This window comes from Sphingobacterium sp. KH_072, assembly GCF_057837975.1.
In genome coordinates this window covers 1,259,443-1,275,286 of sequence record NZ_CM174457.1, presented here as the reverse complement: position 1 = coordinate 1,275,286, position 15,844 = coordinate 1,259,443, and the positions used below count along the sequence as shown (strand labels likewise).

At 42.1% G+C, this 15,844-nt stretch carries 11 protein-coding genes and 3 tRNA genes; 4 read left to right on the top strand and 10 right to left on the bottom strand.

What is annotated here, in order from left to right; all coding sequences use genetic code 11:
- Window position 1: 1 nt before the first annotated feature.
- The 5 genes from AC3IRT_RS05960 to AC3IRT_RS05940 form a co-directional block, all read right to left on the bottom strand.
- A complete protein-coding gene (locus AC3IRT_RS05960) occupies window positions 2-949 on the bottom strand; it encodes a CdaR family protein (protein WP_489395495.1) in 948 nt (315 codons plus the stop codon).
- A 115-nt stretch (window positions 950-1,064) separates the two neighbouring features.
- Window positions 1,065-1,391 carry a preprotein translocase subunit YajC gene (gene yajC, locus AC3IRT_RS05955; protein WP_489395494.1) on the bottom strand — a complete coding sequence of 109 codons (327 nt, stop codon included), beginning with the start codon at window positions 1,389-1,391 and terminating at the stop codon, window positions 1,065-1,067.
- Between the two features lie 39 nt (window positions 1,392-1,430).
- Window positions 1,431-1,877 (bottom strand): DUF1573 domain-containing protein, encoded by a 447-nt coding sequence (locus tag AC3IRT_RS05950; RefSeq protein ID WP_489395493.1) that lies wholly within the window; start codon window positions 1,875-1,877, stop codon window positions 1,431-1,433.
- Window positions 1,878-1,898: 21 nt separating this feature from the next.
- Window positions 1,899-2,849: a transcription antitermination factor NusB gene (gene nusB / locus AC3IRT_RS05945; RefSeq protein WP_489395492.1), complete on the bottom strand. Its 951-nt coding sequence runs from the start codon at window positions 2,847-2,849 to the stop codon at window positions 1,899-1,901.
- 74 nt (window positions 2,850-2,923) lie between these two features.
- On the bottom strand, window positions 2,924-3,997 hold the full coding sequence (locus tag AC3IRT_RS05940; protein ID WP_489395491.1) for a Glu/Leu/Phe/Val family dehydrogenase: 1,074 nt from the start codon (window positions 3,995-3,997) through the stop codon (window positions 2,924-2,926).
- Between the two features lie 152 nt (window positions 3,998-4,149).
- Here AC3IRT_RS05940 and AC3IRT_RS05935 point away from each other — a divergent pair, with 152 nt between their 5' ends.
- Both AC3IRT_RS05935 and AC3IRT_RS05930 read left to right on the top strand, forming a co-directional pair.
- Window positions 4,150-5,928 (top strand): ABC transporter ATP-binding protein, encoded by a 1,779-nt coding sequence (locus AC3IRT_RS05935; protein ID WP_489395490.1) that lies wholly within the window; start codon window positions 4,150-4,152, stop codon window positions 5,926-5,928.
- A gap of 73 nt (window positions 5,929-6,001) precedes the next feature.
- Window positions 6,002-6,078: transfer RNA gene (locus AC3IRT_RS05930), tRNA-Ala, on the top strand.
- Between the two features lie 69 nt (window positions 6,079-6,147).
- On the opposite strand, the gene AC3IRT_RS05925 is transcribed toward AC3IRT_RS05930, so the two are convergent.
- The 5 genes from AC3IRT_RS05925 to AC3IRT_RS05905 form a co-directional block, all read right to left on the bottom strand.
- Window positions 6,148-6,456, bottom strand: coding sequence for a hypothetical protein (locus AC3IRT_RS05925; protein ID WP_489395489.1), 309 nt, complete (start codon window positions 6,454-6,456; stop codon window positions 6,148-6,150).
- 1,293 nt (window positions 6,457-7,749) lie between these two features.
- On the bottom strand, window positions 7,750-8,067 hold the full coding sequence (gene trxA, locus AC3IRT_RS05920) for a thioredoxin (RefSeq protein ID WP_066750467.1): 318 nt from the start codon (window positions 8,065-8,067) through the stop codon (window positions 7,750-7,752).
- A 95-nt stretch (window positions 8,068-8,162) separates the two neighbouring features.
- The gene (gene dnaE, locus AC3IRT_RS05915; RefSeq protein WP_489395488.1) at window positions 8,163-12,587 is read right to left on the bottom strand and encodes a DNA polymerase III subunit alpha; all 4,425 of its coding nucleotides are present in this window, start codon (window positions 12,585-12,587) and stop codon (window positions 8,163-8,165) included.
- 89 nt (window positions 12,588-12,676) lie between these two features.
- Window positions 12,677-13,117, bottom strand: a complete 441-nt coding sequence (locus AC3IRT_RS05910; RefSeq protein WP_489395487.1) for an OmpA family protein — start codon at window positions 13,115-13,117, stop codon at window positions 12,677-12,679.
- Between the two features lie 117 nt (window positions 13,118-13,234).
- Entirely contained in the window at window positions 13,235-15,427 is a 2,193-nt protein-coding gene (locus tag AC3IRT_RS05905; RefSeq protein ID WP_489395486.1) for a glucoamylase family protein, read from the bottom strand.
- Window positions 15,428-15,636: 209 nt separating this feature from the next.
- Between AC3IRT_RS05905 and AC3IRT_RS05900 the strand changes: the two genes are divergently transcribed.
- Window positions 15,637-15,712, top strand: a tRNA-Gly gene (locus AC3IRT_RS05900).
- A 5-nt stretch (window positions 15,713-15,717) separates the two neighbouring features.
- Window positions 15,718-15,802: transfer RNA gene (locus AC3IRT_RS05895), tRNA-Leu, on the top strand.
- The last annotated feature ends 42 nt before the right edge of the window (window positions 15,803-15,844 follow it).

The window sequence follows — 15,844 nt, the reverse complement described above, 5'->3', positions numbered from 1 at the left end:
ATTATAAACGTACAAAAAAGTCAATATTCTGCGGTTCAATACGTAAAACCTGACAATATGGAGGTATTTTAGTGAGTTGAATGGGCAAGCTCGTCGCGCGTCCGCGTGTCCAATCTTGCACATCGGCTACCGCTTCAAAATCGCGCGCAGTCCACTTGCTATAATCTAAAAGAGAAACCAATAAAGTTACCTTCACTTTTCCCGGTATGGTACGCACCGAAGTATATGATTCTGCGTTTTGCACCCTAATGGGGAGCTCAATGATCTTCTCTGTCATCTCGCCAACAGGAATCAAAACCTCTGCAAAAGTGGGATAGATCGCGATGTTCATTTTATTTTTACGATTGAGATAACTCACCGTTCGCACATCGTGATCCACTAATTCTCCTTTGATACTATCTGTTTCTATGTAAGCAATATCATCTACATCCTCCGCTGGCCCCGTAATGGTCACAAAGGCAGGGTTTGTCCGCACTTCGCCAACGATGCCATATTGCTTGCGATAGGTGATGCCATATACTGGTTTCACCGGCACGCGCTTCTGCGTTTGCTTCGAGAAATCGAAGTACAAAGTATCTGGCATCACAGAAACGGCTTGTTTATTGACTGGAAATTGCTTGTTTATAAAGCCAATCTGATTGCTGAATGCAATAAAATTTCTAGTTTTCAGACCACCTAAATCAACTTCTAAACGCGTCGTGTCGGGCTGAAATCTCTTGACCAAAATATCCCATCCGCTCATGCGCAAACGAACTTGCACCATCTCCGATTGCAAAGGGTGAAATGCTCTTTCTTCAGGAAGGTTCACATAGCTAACCCGCGACATTTGTAGAAAATCATACGTACTGGAGATCGCGAACAAGGACCAAGCAACAAAGGATACCGCCAAGCAACGCAGAAATACATTTATTTTGCGCTTTTGAATTTTGGAAAACCGACGTGCTGGCATACCTACAAATGTAACATTAACCAATTAAATAACCATGACTTTTGAATAGCACGAAAGCCATTCTCCTTATCGAAGAATGGCTTTGTAGTATGGTCTGAAAAGAACAGAAATGTGCTTACGCGTCTTTCTTCTCTATTTTATCTACGTTTAATGCTTTTGATGCATCTAATGATACCGCAGATTTATCAAAACGAATTTTTACACCAGAACCTACATCCACTAAAAAAGAGGTCTCTCCTACTTCTACGATACGACCGTGAATACCCGCAGTAGTCACGATTTTCGCATTTACACCTAATTCTTGAATATATTTTTTGTGGTCTTTTTGTTTCTTCATCTGTGGTCTAATCATGAAAAAATAGAAAACCACGAAGATCAAAATCATAGGCAGGAACATGCTTAGTCCACTACCTTGAGCTTGTAATAAAATTGTTGATAGCATTATATTAAGTATTAGATTTATGTCGATTATAAGATATGATTAGCTTACCTCGCCTTTAAGCTGAATCGTTTGAATATTGTTTTTGGCATTAGATACTACCGTAATGATCTTTTGTTGTTTCCCAGATTGTCCATGACTATCAAAGCGCACTTTGACTTCACCTTCTTGGTTTGGCGCAACTGGGGTAGACGTGTATTCGGGCGTAGTACAACCACATGACGTGGATACACGTGATATGATCACGGGCTCAGTACCTGTATTTTTAAATTTGAAGGTATGATCTACCACTTCTCCATCCGCTATTTGGCCAAAATCGAACGCCTCTTCTACGAATGAAACTTCCCCATTACCGGTATTGGCTTTCGCCACTTCCGTGGTGTTAGCTGTTGTATCCGTAGATTCACCATCCGACGTTTTATTTGCATTGTTACAAGCAAATAATAGCAGTAAACTCATTACTGCAGATATGTTTTTTATATGCTTCATAGCCTTATTGTATTATTTCGTTTAACCTTGTAAGCCTCGACCTTCTTTGCGGATACGACCCTGCTGTTTAAGGTCAGACAAAATCTTATCCAAGATACCATTTATAAAGGTACTACTTTTCGCCGTACTGTAATCTTTTGAGATTTCGATGTATTCGTTCATCGTAACCTTCACCGGAATAGTTGGGAAATGCAACAATTCGGCAATCGCCATTTGCATCAATAAGCTATCCATTAGCGCGATACGGTCTGATTCCCAATTTTTAGTTTTATCACCCACCAATACTGCATATTCTTTTTGGTTGCGAATAGATTTCGACAAAAGCTCCTGCACATAATCTTGATCCTCTGCCCAGTTTGGGGTAAGATCAGCCAATTTATTTTGAGCTGGATTATCGCTTGAAAAGTTCTTGAACGTTTTAGCAACCATGGCTTGCAACACCTCTTTGTCTACCGACCAATCGATGAAACGCGCTTCTAAAGATTGTTCTATATTTGGTATTTTAAGAATAATCTTTTTGAATACATACTTGATGATATCCTTTTCCTTTGCAATGGAGCGATCTTCCTCCTTCAAATACGCGGTATAGATATCGGAAGCTGTTAGCTGAGCATATACAGAACGAACGATCTCGGGATCGAAGCTCCAATCTACATTGTATTTCTTGACCTTCTCCACGTACTCTCTATTCTGACGCAAGCTATCGATAAAAGCATTGTTATTTAACTTGGTAGAGGATAGAAACTTGTCCTGATCGGAGGGCAACCACTTTTTTCCACGTCCTTCAGAGTCAATTACAGCATATTCAGCTACTTCATCTAGCAAATTTAGGGTCCATATATACATATGGTCCACCTCTTCTATGCTTCTGAATAAAGCTTTTTCAAAATCTTTGATACTTTTATCCTCGTTGAGGGAATACGCATAAAGCGCCTGCATAACTTTTACGCGGAGATGTCTTCTGTTTAGCATTTTTTAAAGAACGGGTGTGTATATAAGAACGAACAATTTAATATATATTAATAGGTAATAAGCACATTAGGCGCCTATTTCAATTTGCGAAGGTCAAAGATACGCTTTTCTGCCAATTGTTTGGCTGCTTCATACGTAGATACGTTATCTTCATTCGCCTTTTGAATTACGTGGCGAGTAGCGGTGTATATATGGCGAATAAGATACTCTGTGCGTTCAGCACCGTATCCCTCCAATTCCGAATAGCAACTAATCAACGCTCCCGAGTTAATCAGGAAATCTGGAGCATATAATATATTGTGATCTTTCAACAATTGTATCGTGCGTTCTTCTTCTTTCAACTGATTGTTGGCAGAGCCTGCAATGATTTTGCAACGCATGCGTGGTACAGAATCCGGGTTGACCGTTCCGCCCAATGCACAAGGTGCATACACATCAATATCGTGCTCAAAACTGGTCGAGTATGTTAATGGCTCCGCTTTGTACTTCGCAGCAATCTTCATGGTACGTTCTTCGGTCATGTCAGTCACATATACCCGAGCATTTTCTCCGCGCAATAGCGCTACTAAATGCTCGCCTACACTGCCCACACCTTCTACCGCGATCTTACGTCCAGCTAAGTTGTCATCTCCGTATAACTCTTTGATGGCAGCTTTGATTCCGTAAAACACACCTTTAGCAGCAAATACGGTTGTATCTCCAGCACCATTCAGCGAAGCTGGCAAACCAGCGACATAATCCGTTTCGGCGTGGATATGCTCTAAGTCGATTTGAGACGTGCCCACATCGGTACTGGCGATAAAATTACCATTTAGTCCTTCTACAAAACGTCCGAATCGACGCATCAATAGCTCCGTTTTCTCGGTACGATGATTTCCCAAAATAATCGCGCTACCTCCACCCAGATTCAAGCCAGCAAGAGAGGCTTTATACGTAATGGCTTTGGACAAACGCAATGCATCTTCGATGGCATCGTCAAAAGATTCGTACGGCAGCATCCGCACCCCACCAATAGCCGGGCCCAATGTCGTATCGTGGATCGCTACGATAGCCTGCAATCCAACTTCTGGATCTTGACAAAAAAATAAATTTTGGTGATCCGATGATTTCATCAAATCAAACAAAGAATGGCCTTGTTGCTGACTCATGGTACTTGTATAAAGAATTATGCTCCGCAAAATTAGAAATAATATTCCACGTGCAGAATTTTATTGCATCAAATACTGGCCTTTCGAAAACACATGATTTACCACGAAATTTAAGAAATCAGATCGCAGATATTTGCGTACTTTTGTACTACATGAAAGAGCTTTCCTACCTCAATAAATATTTCTATAAATACCGCTGGCATGTCATCCCTGGTATTCTATTTGTTATTATTTCCAACTACTTCGGTATACTGCCAGCGCAGGTTATTCGCGAAGCATTTGACTTAGTGCAAGAAAACATTGATATGTATCGTTTGTACGACGGATTTGAACGTCAAAACGTGATTTATAGTGTATTTGGCAGTAGTTTATTATTTTTCGGTGTGGTGGTGCTTGTGTTGGCATTAATCAGAGGAATATTTTTATTCTTGATGCGCCAGACCTTGATTCTAACTTCCAGAAGGATTGAATATGACATCAAAAATGAGATTTATGAGCACTACCAGGCCTTAGATTTCAGCTTTTATCGCCGGAATAATACGGGTGATTTGATGAACCGGGTAACGGAAGATGTGAATCAGGTTCGCAACTATCTCGGCCCAGCCATTATGTATGCGATCAATACAGTGGTATTATCTATTATGATTATATACGCCATGTACAGCGTCAATGCTACTTTGGCCACCTATTCTTTGTTACCTATACCGATTTTAGCTGCCGTTATCTTAGTCGTAAATAAGGTGATCAATCAGCGTAGTACGCGCATTCAAGCGAAGCTTTCCAAACTTTCGTCTTTCGTACAAGAAACTTTTTCTGGCATTCGGGTGGTGAAAACTTACACGAAGGAAAATCAAAAACTAGAAATGTTCGTAGCGGAGAGCAACGATTACAAAGATCGCATGCTTGATTTGGTACGTGTACAAGCGTACTTTTTTCCGCTTATTATTTTGTTGATCGGCCTCAGTACGATCATTACCGTGTATGTCGGTGGTCTGGAACTAAGCAAGGGCAATATTACAGCAGGTAATATTGCGGAGTTTATTATCTATGTCAACCAGTTGACATTTCCTGCGATGTCATTGGCTTGGGTGACTTCCTTGATCCAACGCGCTGCAGCTTCTCAAAAACGTATTAACGAATTTTTGCATACAGAATCGGACATTCCAAACGGTGCGATAGACGAAGAGTTGAAAGGACGTATTAGGATTGAAAACTTATCCTACACGTATGAAACAACGGGTATTCAGGCATTGAAAAATATTGATCTGGATATTGCACCGGGCACTACGGTGGCTTTGATTGGTCGTACGGGATCGGGCAAAACAACATTGGCAAATATGTTGCTTCGCATGTTTGATACGGACGAAGGCCGTATTTTATATGATGAGCATGATATTCGTGATCTGCAAACGACGAGCTTACGCAGTCAGATTGGATTTGTACCGCAGCAGGTATTTCTGTTTTCGGACACGATTGCTCGAAATATTGCCTTTGGTCTGGATGTCCGAGATGACGAACAAATACAGCAAGCAGCACGCGATGCGGCCGTTTACGATAATATCATCCGCTTTGATGAAGGTTTTGAAACGTACATTGGAGAGCGTGGTGTCACCTTATCGGGCGGTCAGAAGCAACGACTTTCCATCGCTCGTGCTTTGGTAAAAGATCCGCAAATCCTCATCTTTGATGACTGTCTATCGGCGGTGGATACAAAAACAGAAGAGGAGATCTTGCACAACTTATCACGGATCATGGAGGGCAAAACTACGATCTTCATTGCGCACCGTATCTCGACGATCAAAAATGCGGATCTCATCGTAGTGATGGATAAGGGTGAAATCATTGAGCGTGGTACGCACGAATCACTTTTGCAGCAACGAGGCGAGTACGCTAACCTGTACGAAATGCAATTGTTGGAAACCGCAGAATAGGCGATGATTTTTGTACAGAATATGTTTTGATATTATACCTGAAATAGTATATTTGCATGCAAATCAATGCAACGGGGGATTAGCTCATTTGGCTAGAGCGCTTCGCTGGCAGTGAAGAGGTGATCGGTTCGAATCCGATATTCTCCACCATTAAAAAAGCGACTATAAATAGTCGCTTTTTTAATGACCCTATATTGACTTATTTCATTATTCGTTTCATCACTCCTCCCACTTGATATAGGTTTCCTCAGATTGAACCTGTGACAACACCAAAGTATTATGATAAAATTCGACCTTATACGTCTGTCCATCATATGTCAATTGATCTTCCACTAATACAAAGTTGCCATTGACAAACTCAATCAACACATTATTTTGGGTATTATAATGCGTAACAAATTCTAAACCATCGTCTGTGGACACCCAGCTGCGCGAATTGACATAGCGCCATTTACCCATAAGTTTGGCTTCAACCGATTTGGATTTACGACGTAAAATAAGACGAGATAGAAGGTTTAGAATTTTCATTGTCTTTAATAGCTCTGCAAAGCTATATCAATTTTACTTTAAATCGATACCTAAAAAGTAGTAAAATCCCATAAATTCCCGTAATACGCATTAGTTACCAATTCAAATCGCGTTGTCGTACCTTCGCGCGATAACGACTTGAAAGACGTCCTTTGCGAAGCCGAGGAACGAGGCTGTGGCTATCTAAACCGATATCAAAAAATCGGTCGATTGATTGCCCCATCGTGCGTTCTTATGACAGTAAAGGTAGAATTAAGTGGATCTCTATATTAAAATTCATTTTCGCTAACTTAGACTTGGAAAACTCTTTGCACCGAACTGATGTATTTTTGTACTGATTATATATCCAGAAGGTTGCTGAAGTGATCCTTGATTTGCAATCTTACCAGTAACGCATTGACTATCCGAATAAACCGATGATGAATGAAGATCAGAAAAAACACCTAGCAGTAAATACAGACTGGAATAATTTCATACAGCTTTGCATATATGCTCAGCCGCTTATGAGCATTTTTCTGACCATATCTCACATGGTTCAACACAATCTAATAAATAACCAACTGATTACTGTGTTCACCTCTACTATTTATGAACTCAGCTTCCTGCTAATTTTGCTCTTTCTGATAGTCAACGTAGTCATCGTCTTCTTTCAGTTCATCCGGCCAACTATATCCACCAATAGTAATCTCTGGCTAATGGGATATACTTTACTAAATATCGGAATTATTTTTTTGCCGGAAGCGCTCCATATCCTCCCCTCACTAAGGAATTCAATCCCCACATAATTTTCGGTGGTGCCATCTGCAATATGCAGCTAACAACGACCTCACACGATCACCATACTTGTTAGCAGCACCGCGATAGGAATAAATTTGCGTTCCATTTTTTTAAAAATTTCCGAATCTGAATGTTTATTTCCGAATATATACTTGCATATATCCAGGCCAGCTAGTACATTTGTAATGTTGTTTATATTTAATCTAAATAAATATTAGTAATAACTTCTAAGTACATTATCTCTTCTCAATACAAATGTCGTAGTCTCCCAAGCTACGGCATTTTTTGTTTTATGTGCGTTTGATATAAGATCTCATTGTTGTACTTCCGCACGATAACGGCAAAAAAACGTATTTGCAAAGCCGAGGCACGAAGGCTGCGGCAAGCTAAAATAGCAAGTCACTGAACTCTACTAACCTTATCAACTCAAAAAAAACAAATATAAAGGGCGAAACTCTACAGTTTCGCCCTTTATATGTACGGATTGTAATCTGCGTAACGCAGATCCCTCCAATTTTACAATTGTTTGTCTAATTTCTCCGTCAACACCGATTTAGGTACTGCACCGACTTGCTTGTCTACGATCTCTCCATTTTTGAAAAACAACAAAGCAGGGATGTTACGGATACCATAGCGTACAGAGATATCTGGGTTATTATCTACGTTTACTTTACCGATCACCGCTCTACCATCATAGTCTTTAGCGATCTCGTCTACTACTGGACCTACCATACGGCAAGGACCACACCATTCTGCCCAGAAATCAATTAAAACTGGTTTATCCGATTTCAAAACAACTTCGTCGAAGTTGCTATCTGTAATTTCTAATGCCATAATTTTATTCCTATTAATTTATCTCTAATAACAAATATAGCTATTCATTTGTTAGTGCCGTGTCCAAAAAGTGTAATTAATATTTCTCTGTTAGATCAATTTAGCTGGTACTCCACGTGTTCCATTTCCTTAATCCTTTCCAGAAACTCATTAGTGAGGTTAATTTTCATTTTCTTGGCCGGCATCTCAACAGCTAGCTGATCCTGCATATCCATTATTTTGAATTTCAACTGACAGTTGGCTTGCTGATCTTCGACCACCGTAAGTGCAATCAGCTCTTCCAAACTTTGCACAAATTCGTCATTCAATGACGACAACAAAACCCTGATAGTAAATGATTTAGCCAATTTATCGCGCAAATCGGACAGCAATTGGATACTACGTAGTTCAAAACCCCAGTTGCCAACTTGCTTGAAGCGCTCTTGCACAATACCACGGACCTGAATGAAATAGCCTTCCTGCAGATAACCTTTAAACTTCACATAATCCTCGCCAAAGGCCATGATCTCATACGAGTCGGAGTAATCCTCAATGACAAAGGAGCCGAACGGTTTCCCATTCTTTTGCGACACGCGGTGCGAGGCCGCTGCTACAATGCCACCAATCACGATTTCTCGGTTCTTGATTTTAGCAAATTGTTGAGTCACCTCCTCATCTACTTCCAGCGCCTTTGCCTGATTGATCAATTGCAGATCTGATACCTTGTTGGCACAAAAATGCGTCATCTCAAACCGGTAACTATCCAAAGGATGATTGGTGAGATAAATACCGATAACATCCTTTTCATACTTCAGCTTCTCGACTAATCCCCATTGGGCACAAGGTGCAAATACGGGCTCAGGCAGCTCCGCTGAACCGCCACCGCCAAATAAACTAGCTTGCGCAGAACTTTCATTTTCTTTAAATCGTTGGCCGAAGCGTATCGCTTTCTCTAAACCGTTTGCTTGCTCACCATCTTTATTAAAATATTGTGCGCGATGCGTATCCGTGAAGCTATCAAATCCTCCGGCATAGGTCAGGCTTTCAAAGGCTTTTTTATTCGCTGCGCGCAAATCAATGCGTTTGGCCATATCAAAGATGGATTTGTACAAACCTTTATCGCGATTTTGTACAATTGTATCTACCGCACCGGCTCCTACGCCCTTCACCGCGCCCATTCCGAAACGAATCGCGCCTTCGTCGTTTACCGTAAATTTATAATGCGACTCGTTGACATCCGGACCTAATACCACCAAGCCCATACGACGACATTCTTCCATAAAGAACGTCACCTGCTTGATATCGTTCATATTATTGGAGAGTACGGCCGCCATATATTCTGCTGGATAATGTGCTTTCAAATAAGCAGTCTGATACGCGATCCAAGCGTAACAGGTGGAGTGCGATTTGTTGAAGGCGTAACTCGCAAAAGCTTCCCAGTCGGTCCAGATCTTTTCCAACACTTTAGGGCTATGCCCTTTTTGCGCAGCCTGATCGACAAACTTGGGCTTCATCTTATCCAAGACGGCTTTTTGCTTCTTACCCATTGCTTTCCGCAATACGTCGGCATCACCTTTAGAGAATCCGGCCAGCTTTTGCGACAGCAACATCACCTGCTCCTGATATACCGTGATTCCATATGTTTCCTGTAGGTATTCTTCACAGGCATCCAAATCGTAGGTAATTGGCTCGATGCCGTGTTTACGCTTTACGAACGATGGAATATATTCCATCGGACCGGGACGGTACAAGGCATTCATCGCAATCAAATCGGCAAAAACCGTTGGTTTCAGCTCCTTCATGTATTTCTGCATGCCCGGCGATTCGTATTGGAATACGCCAACCGTTTCCCCGCGTTGAAATAATTCGTAGGTGAGGCGATCATCGATCGGAAATAGATCGGGATCGAGCGCTACATTGTGGCGCAGGCGCACATTGACCACGGTATCTTTGATCAGCGTCAGCGTTTTCAGACCCAAAAAGTCCATCTTCAATAATCCGGCACTTTCTACCACCGAGTTATCAAATTGCGTAACGTACAGATCCGAATCTTTGGCTACCGATACGGGTACAAAGTTGGTAATATCGTCTGGCGTGATGATGACTCCACAGGCGTGAATTCCAGTATTGCGCATAGAACCTTCTAGTACGCGCGCTTGCTTTATAGTTTCGGCCTCTAGGCCAGCACCATCGGCGATATCTTTCAATCGTTTTACCGCTTCTAGCTCATCACCTCGCAACGCTTCTTTCAATGCTTTATCTTCCAAATGAAAGATTTTGCTCAGCTTTAAGTTGGGGATTAGCTTCGCTATTTCGTTGGCATCCGATAATGGCAAATCCAATACGCGCGCCGTATCTTTAATCGAAGATTTGGCAGCCATCGTACCATAGGTAATTATTTGCGCTACTTGCGATGCCCCATATTTGTCGATCACATATTGCATGACACGGCCGCGACCTTCGTCATCAAAATCAATATCAATATCGGGCATGGAAACACGATCCGGATTGAGGAAACGCTCGAAAAGTAAATCGTACGCAATCGGATCGATATTGGTAATTCCAAGACAGTATGCCACTGCCGAACCGGCTGCCGAACCCCTGCCCGGCCCTACCGATACGCCCATTCTTCGCGCTTCGGCAATAAAATCTTGCACAATCAAGAAATATCCGGGATAACCGGTATTTTCAATGGTGGCCAATTCAAAATCCAAGCGTTCGCGAATGTCTTGTGTCAAGTCAGCATACCGCTTTTCAGCACCGACGTACGTAAGATGACGCAAAAAGGCATTCTCGCCCCGTTTGCCGCCATCTGTCAGATCTTCATCGGATTTGAATTGCTCTGGAATGATAAACTTAGGAAGTAAAACATCACGATATAAGGAATAGGCCTCAATCTTGTCGATAACTTCCTGAATATTGATAATCGCTTGCGGCAGATCGGCAAAGGCCTTTTTCATCTCCGCATCGGACTTGAAGTAGTATTCCTGATTTGGGAATCCAAATCGGTATCCGCGTCCGCGACCCTTTGGAGTGGATAGCTTTTCGCCATCTTTCACACACAACAAAATATCGTGGGCATGCGCATCTGCTTTGTTGACGTAGTATGTGTTGTTGGTGGCGAGCAACTTGACATCGTGCTTTTCTGCAAACTGTATCAAGGTTTCGTTTACCCGAGATTCGTCTTCCTGCCCGTGGCGCATAATCTCCAAATAGAGATCCGCTCCAAAGTGCTCTTTCCACCAAAGCAGCGCTTCTTCTGCTTGGCTTTCACCCATGTTCAATACCTTCGAAGGAATCTCTCCATATAGGTTACCAGAAAGTACAATCAGGTGTTCTTTGTATTTTTCGACCGTGGCTTTATCGATTCGAGGCACATAATAAAATCCTTCTGTATACGCTACAGAGGACATTTTGGCCAGGTTGTGATAACCTTGTTTGTTCTTCGCTAAGAATACGACTTGGTAGCCATTGTCTTTTCTGGTTTTGTCTTTACGGTCTTCGCAGACAAAAAATTCACAACCGACGATTGGTTTAAGTGTTTGTCCATCATAGTGCTCCCCACTTTCCTCGGCCTCCTTCCTTTTACCTTCCACCGCTTTGTTGTGATCGAAGATCTTGCTGACGAACTTAAATGCTCCCATCATATTGCCGTGATCGGTAAGCGCGACGGCCTGATGACCGTGCTTGATGGCAACATCCACTAAGCCATCTACCGAAATAGTCGATTGCAAGACGGAGAATTGCGAATGGTTGTGCAGATGTGCGAAAGATGCACCGTCTAATTCCGCCAACAGGTTTTTGTCGACCACAATCCGGTCGGCGTCGCCCGACTGCTCAGCGCGCAGCGCTTGCGAAGCAGCTTTGAGGTTAACGTGGCGCAGTCCGACTGTCGGAATAGTTTGCGGATTGCGGGTTTTGAAGTCTACAAAATAGCCGGTATCGGTCTGCAGATCTTCCGTTGTGAATACTTCCTGACGTACCAACTCAAAGAAGCAGCGCGTAGTAGCTTCCACATCGGCAGTCGCATTGTGCGCTTCCGCGAATGGCACACCGAAAAGGTATTGGTGCAACTCGGTCAGATTTGGCAATTTAAAACGGCCGCCTCGTCCGCCCGGTATCTTTAATAAATTAGCGGTAATCTCAGTACAAGTATCGAGCAACGGCATCGTGGCCATAGGAGAATCAACGCCGAAGCGATAAAACTCACAACCCATAATATTGATATCAAAGCCGACATTCTGCCCCACCACAAATTTGGCTTTGCCCAGCGCTTCATTGAATTTCTGCAACGCTTCGACGATTGAAATACCTTCTTCTGTGGCTAACTCGGTCGATATACCGTGTATTTTTTCAGCATCGTAAGGAATGTTAAAGCCGTCTGGACGAATCAAAAAATCCTGATGTTCGACCAGATTACCCATTTCATCATGCAATTGCCAAGCAATCTGAATACACCTCGGCCAATTATCCGTGTCGGTAATCGGTGCATCCCAGCGTTTGGGCAATCCTGTGGTTTCGGTATCGAAGATAATATACATGAACTATAAACCTGATTTATTTATAACGACAAAAGCAGCACATGGTATATGCTGCTCTTCATTTTTTTTATGTGTTGGCAAACAGTCTTTTAGTCGAGGATCACGACCTCTACTCTTCTGTTTTTCTGACGACCTTCCGGAGTTTTATTATCTCCAACTGGAGCTGTCTGTCCATGTCCTTTGATACTGATACGAGATCCGTATACACCTGCCGATTCAAGATACGCTTTCACGGAAGTGGCACGTTTTTCAGATAACCATTGATTATAATTAGCTTCTCCGGTAGAGTCCGTATGGCCATCTACTCGGATCTTCTTTTTGTTATCTGCGTTCAACAAATCAGACAATTTATCTAACTCCGTTTTTGCAGCATTTGTTAGGTAAGAGGAATTACTTGGAAACAATAAATCGGAAGAAAGGGTAAATTTGATACCTTCATTAGTCCGTGCAGCATCTTTGAATTCGCCCTTCACGTTATTTAGGCCGTCATCCGTACCATCTTTAGAAACTACCGCTCCAGGGTTTACCATAATATTCTTGGATTTACAAGAATAGAAAGATAGGGTTGCAGCGATACAAATAGCGAGAAGGTTGATCCTTTTTATCATGTCTGGTAATATTTAATCGTTTTTGTAAATATAGTAAATCTAATTCAAAGTGCTTTGGACAAATATTTTTTCTTGTACCGCTTTTATTTCCGGCACTTCGCTATACAGCTTCCAGATCAGTCCGCTGCGGGCATTTTCGATCATAATCGCTACGGATGCTTGGTTGATCGATAAGTATTCGTCCGAAACATCATGATTTTTCAAATCTATCCAGGCACGAAAGCCATATTCCGTCAGCAAAATATCACCATATTCTTTGTATAAAGTCAACAATGATTGCAATCCTTTATCATAATCTACCGCAACGGATGATACGCTGATCGCAGGATTGATATGGGAAATAGCCCGTTGATCCGTTTCTGACTGATATCCCCATACGGCCGCATTGCGTGTGCCGCGACCAGATTCGTTATCTCTTCTTTTCACATATTCAGTGTAGCGCTTTAACACATCGCCAAAGGCGAAATCCGACGTATTGGCCAATGCTGGATTGATGGTTAGAAAAGGCGTATACATCGACAACAAATTGCGATTAGTCAATTCGCCAAATGGAATGCGTACACCGTACAATAACGTATCGCGCAACATATTTTGCCTTTGCAGGGCTTTGTCCAGATCATTCATATCCGATTCCAAAGTGGCATTCAGCTGACGCTGATTTTGCACTAGAAGCTCTGGGTCAATATCATCTGCACTATCGGTTAGCACAGAGTTCTGTGTATTGTATTCATAGTTCAGGTTATTGAGGAAGCCGCTAGATGATATACCATTTTTAGTGGATGCAGCTGCCAAAATATAAGTATTCATACTTTCGTTGAATCCGCCCAGCGGCTTAATCTCAGTTAGTTCTTCAAGCACGCCCACATCAGCCACTAATACATCTTCGGTATTGGCCATTACCAAAGCTGGCCAATTAATATTTTCCCAAAGCTTGTTGATCTTACCTCGAATGTATACTTCATCTTCACTCTCACCATTCAAAAATTGGCGAACCACCAATAAGGACTGCAACATCGTCGTCGTCGCTGTCACGCTATAGTTGGGCCGTGCATCCATATATATAGGCTCTTTTTTTCTGCCATCGTAAAATGAAGCAAAGACACCATGTTTCTCTGGCACGGATTCTAAGAAATCTACGACACGTTTTACCCGGTGGGTAAAGGTGTTCTTAGAAACGAATCCTCTTTCCACGCCCACTAATAAGGCCAATAAGGCAAGGCCAGTTTCATTGGTAGAAACGACCGTCTTTCCTTGCTGACGGAATGGGGTGTGCATGCCGCTGTTGATATCAAAATTATCAACAAAATAATTGACATGTGAGCGCTGAATAAGATCAAACACTTGCTGATCAGCCAACCTCACCGGTTTTACTTCTTGAATTGCTGAATATGGGGATTCTTTGTAATCATAATCTACCCAAGCAATTTTGTAATAATACGTTTTATCTAATGCTGGTACATAATCCAAACCACCTTGCATGCTGATTGGACGAATAGAAACGGGTTCGAAGGTTTTCTTATCTTCCGAACGATAAATCTTCACATAGCGAATACTCGGGGTCAATGGCAGCTGCCATTGCAAATGAATATTTTTGTCGTACGGTGTCACTTTAGAAAGTACTGCTGGCGAAGTAAGGCGCGCTTTAGAATAATTGGCAGGAATAAACTCCACCTGATCAATATAGATATGGTGCGAACCCGTACCTTGCTGATGCAACACGACTGCTTTGATCGCACTTTCGACATCTAAGCCCCGGATCTTGGCGATGGGAATCCGTACATCCAACCAGGTATTCACATTATAATCTTCGATAAAATTGGCCAAATTTACTTTATCACTGTCCTTATTTTTCTGCCTAATAGACAGTGTAGGCAATTGTTTACTTGTCGTTTTGTCTGAATGCACGTATAATTTGAGCACTAAGATATCCTTATTCGATATGCGGTAATGGTATTTCTGACGGCTGTATTTGATTGCTGCCTCCCAATTTCCATCTTCCGTGTTATCATAACGTAAAGAAAGCGAATTGCCGGGTGTGAAAAAGATACTATCGGATACTGGCAGGTGCTTATCAACATTCTCGACCCAACTTCCTCCATCACAACGAATTTCGCTTTTGGCGTACACGCCTTTTATCAGACTATTATCAAAAATCACTTCTGGATAGGTGTCTGCGTGGGCGTTGATCCCGACTAAAAGTCCTATCCCTATAAGTAGATGTGCAATTTTCATATTTTCCTATTAATCCTTCAATCTGTGACATGCTGAGCAAAAATCAAACCAGTAAATATATCCTCATCCAAGGATGATCCTGTAGAGAATCTGGAAAGTGGTGATAAAAATAATTAACGCATTACTAGGCTTTTAGTACGTGTAAATGGGTTTGGACGCACAAATAATTTCTGCATATCGTTTTTCTAGCTATATTTGCAACACCAAAAGCGAAAGTAGCTCAGTTGGTAGAGCACGACCTTGCCAAGGTCGGGGTCGCGAGTTCGAATCTCGTCTTTCGCTCCATACCTGCCTAGGTGGTGAAACTGGTAGACACGCAGGACTTAAAATCCTGTTCCCGTTAAGGGAGTGCGGGTTCGATTCCCGCCCTAGGTACAAAAGCCTTCCTATCAACAAGATAGGAAGGCTTTTGTCGTT

Excerpts from the sequence above, each read along its gene's own strand:
- AC3IRT_RS05960 (WP_489395495.1), bottom strand. The coding sequence starts at position 949 with ATGCCAGCACGTCGGTTTTCCAAAATTCAAAAGCGCAAAATAAATGTA.
- yajC (WP_489395494.1), bottom strand. The coding sequence starts at position 1,391 with ATGCTATCAACAATTTTATTACAAGCTCAAGGTAGTGGACTAAGCATG.
- AC3IRT_RS05950 (WP_489395493.1), bottom strand. The coding sequence starts at position 1,877 with ATGAAGCATATAAAAAACATATCTGCAGTAATGAGTTTACTGCTATTA.
- nusB (WP_489395492.1), bottom strand. The coding sequence starts at position 2,849 with ATGCTAAACAGAAGACATCTCCGCGTAAAAGTTATGCAGGCGCTTTAT.
- AC3IRT_RS05940 (WP_489395491.1), bottom strand. The coding sequence starts at position 3,997 with ATGAGTCAGCAACAAGGCCATTCTTTGTTTGATTTGATGAAATCATCG.
- AC3IRT_RS05935 (WP_489395490.1), top strand. The coding sequence starts at position 4,150 with ATGAAAGAGCTTTCCTACCTCAATAAATATTTCTATAAATACCGCTGG.
- AC3IRT_RS05925 (WP_489395489.1), bottom strand. The coding sequence starts at position 6,456 with ATGAAAATTCTAAACCTTCTATCTCGTCTTATTTTACGTCGTAAATCC.
- trxA (WP_066750467.1), bottom strand. The coding sequence starts at position 8,067 with ATGGCATTAGAAATTACAGATAGCAACTTCGACGAAGTTGTTTTGAAA.
- dnaE (WP_489395488.1), bottom strand. The coding sequence starts at position 12,587 with ATGTATATTATCTTCGATACCGAAACCACAGGATTGCCCAAACGCTGG.
- AC3IRT_RS05910 (WP_489395487.1), bottom strand. The coding sequence starts at position 13,117 with ATGGTAAACCCTGGAGCGGTAGTTTCTAAAGATGGTACGGATGACGGC.
- AC3IRT_RS05905 (WP_489395486.1), bottom strand. The coding sequence starts at position 15,427 with ATGAAAATTGCACATCTACTTATAGGGATAGGACTTTTAGTCGGGATC.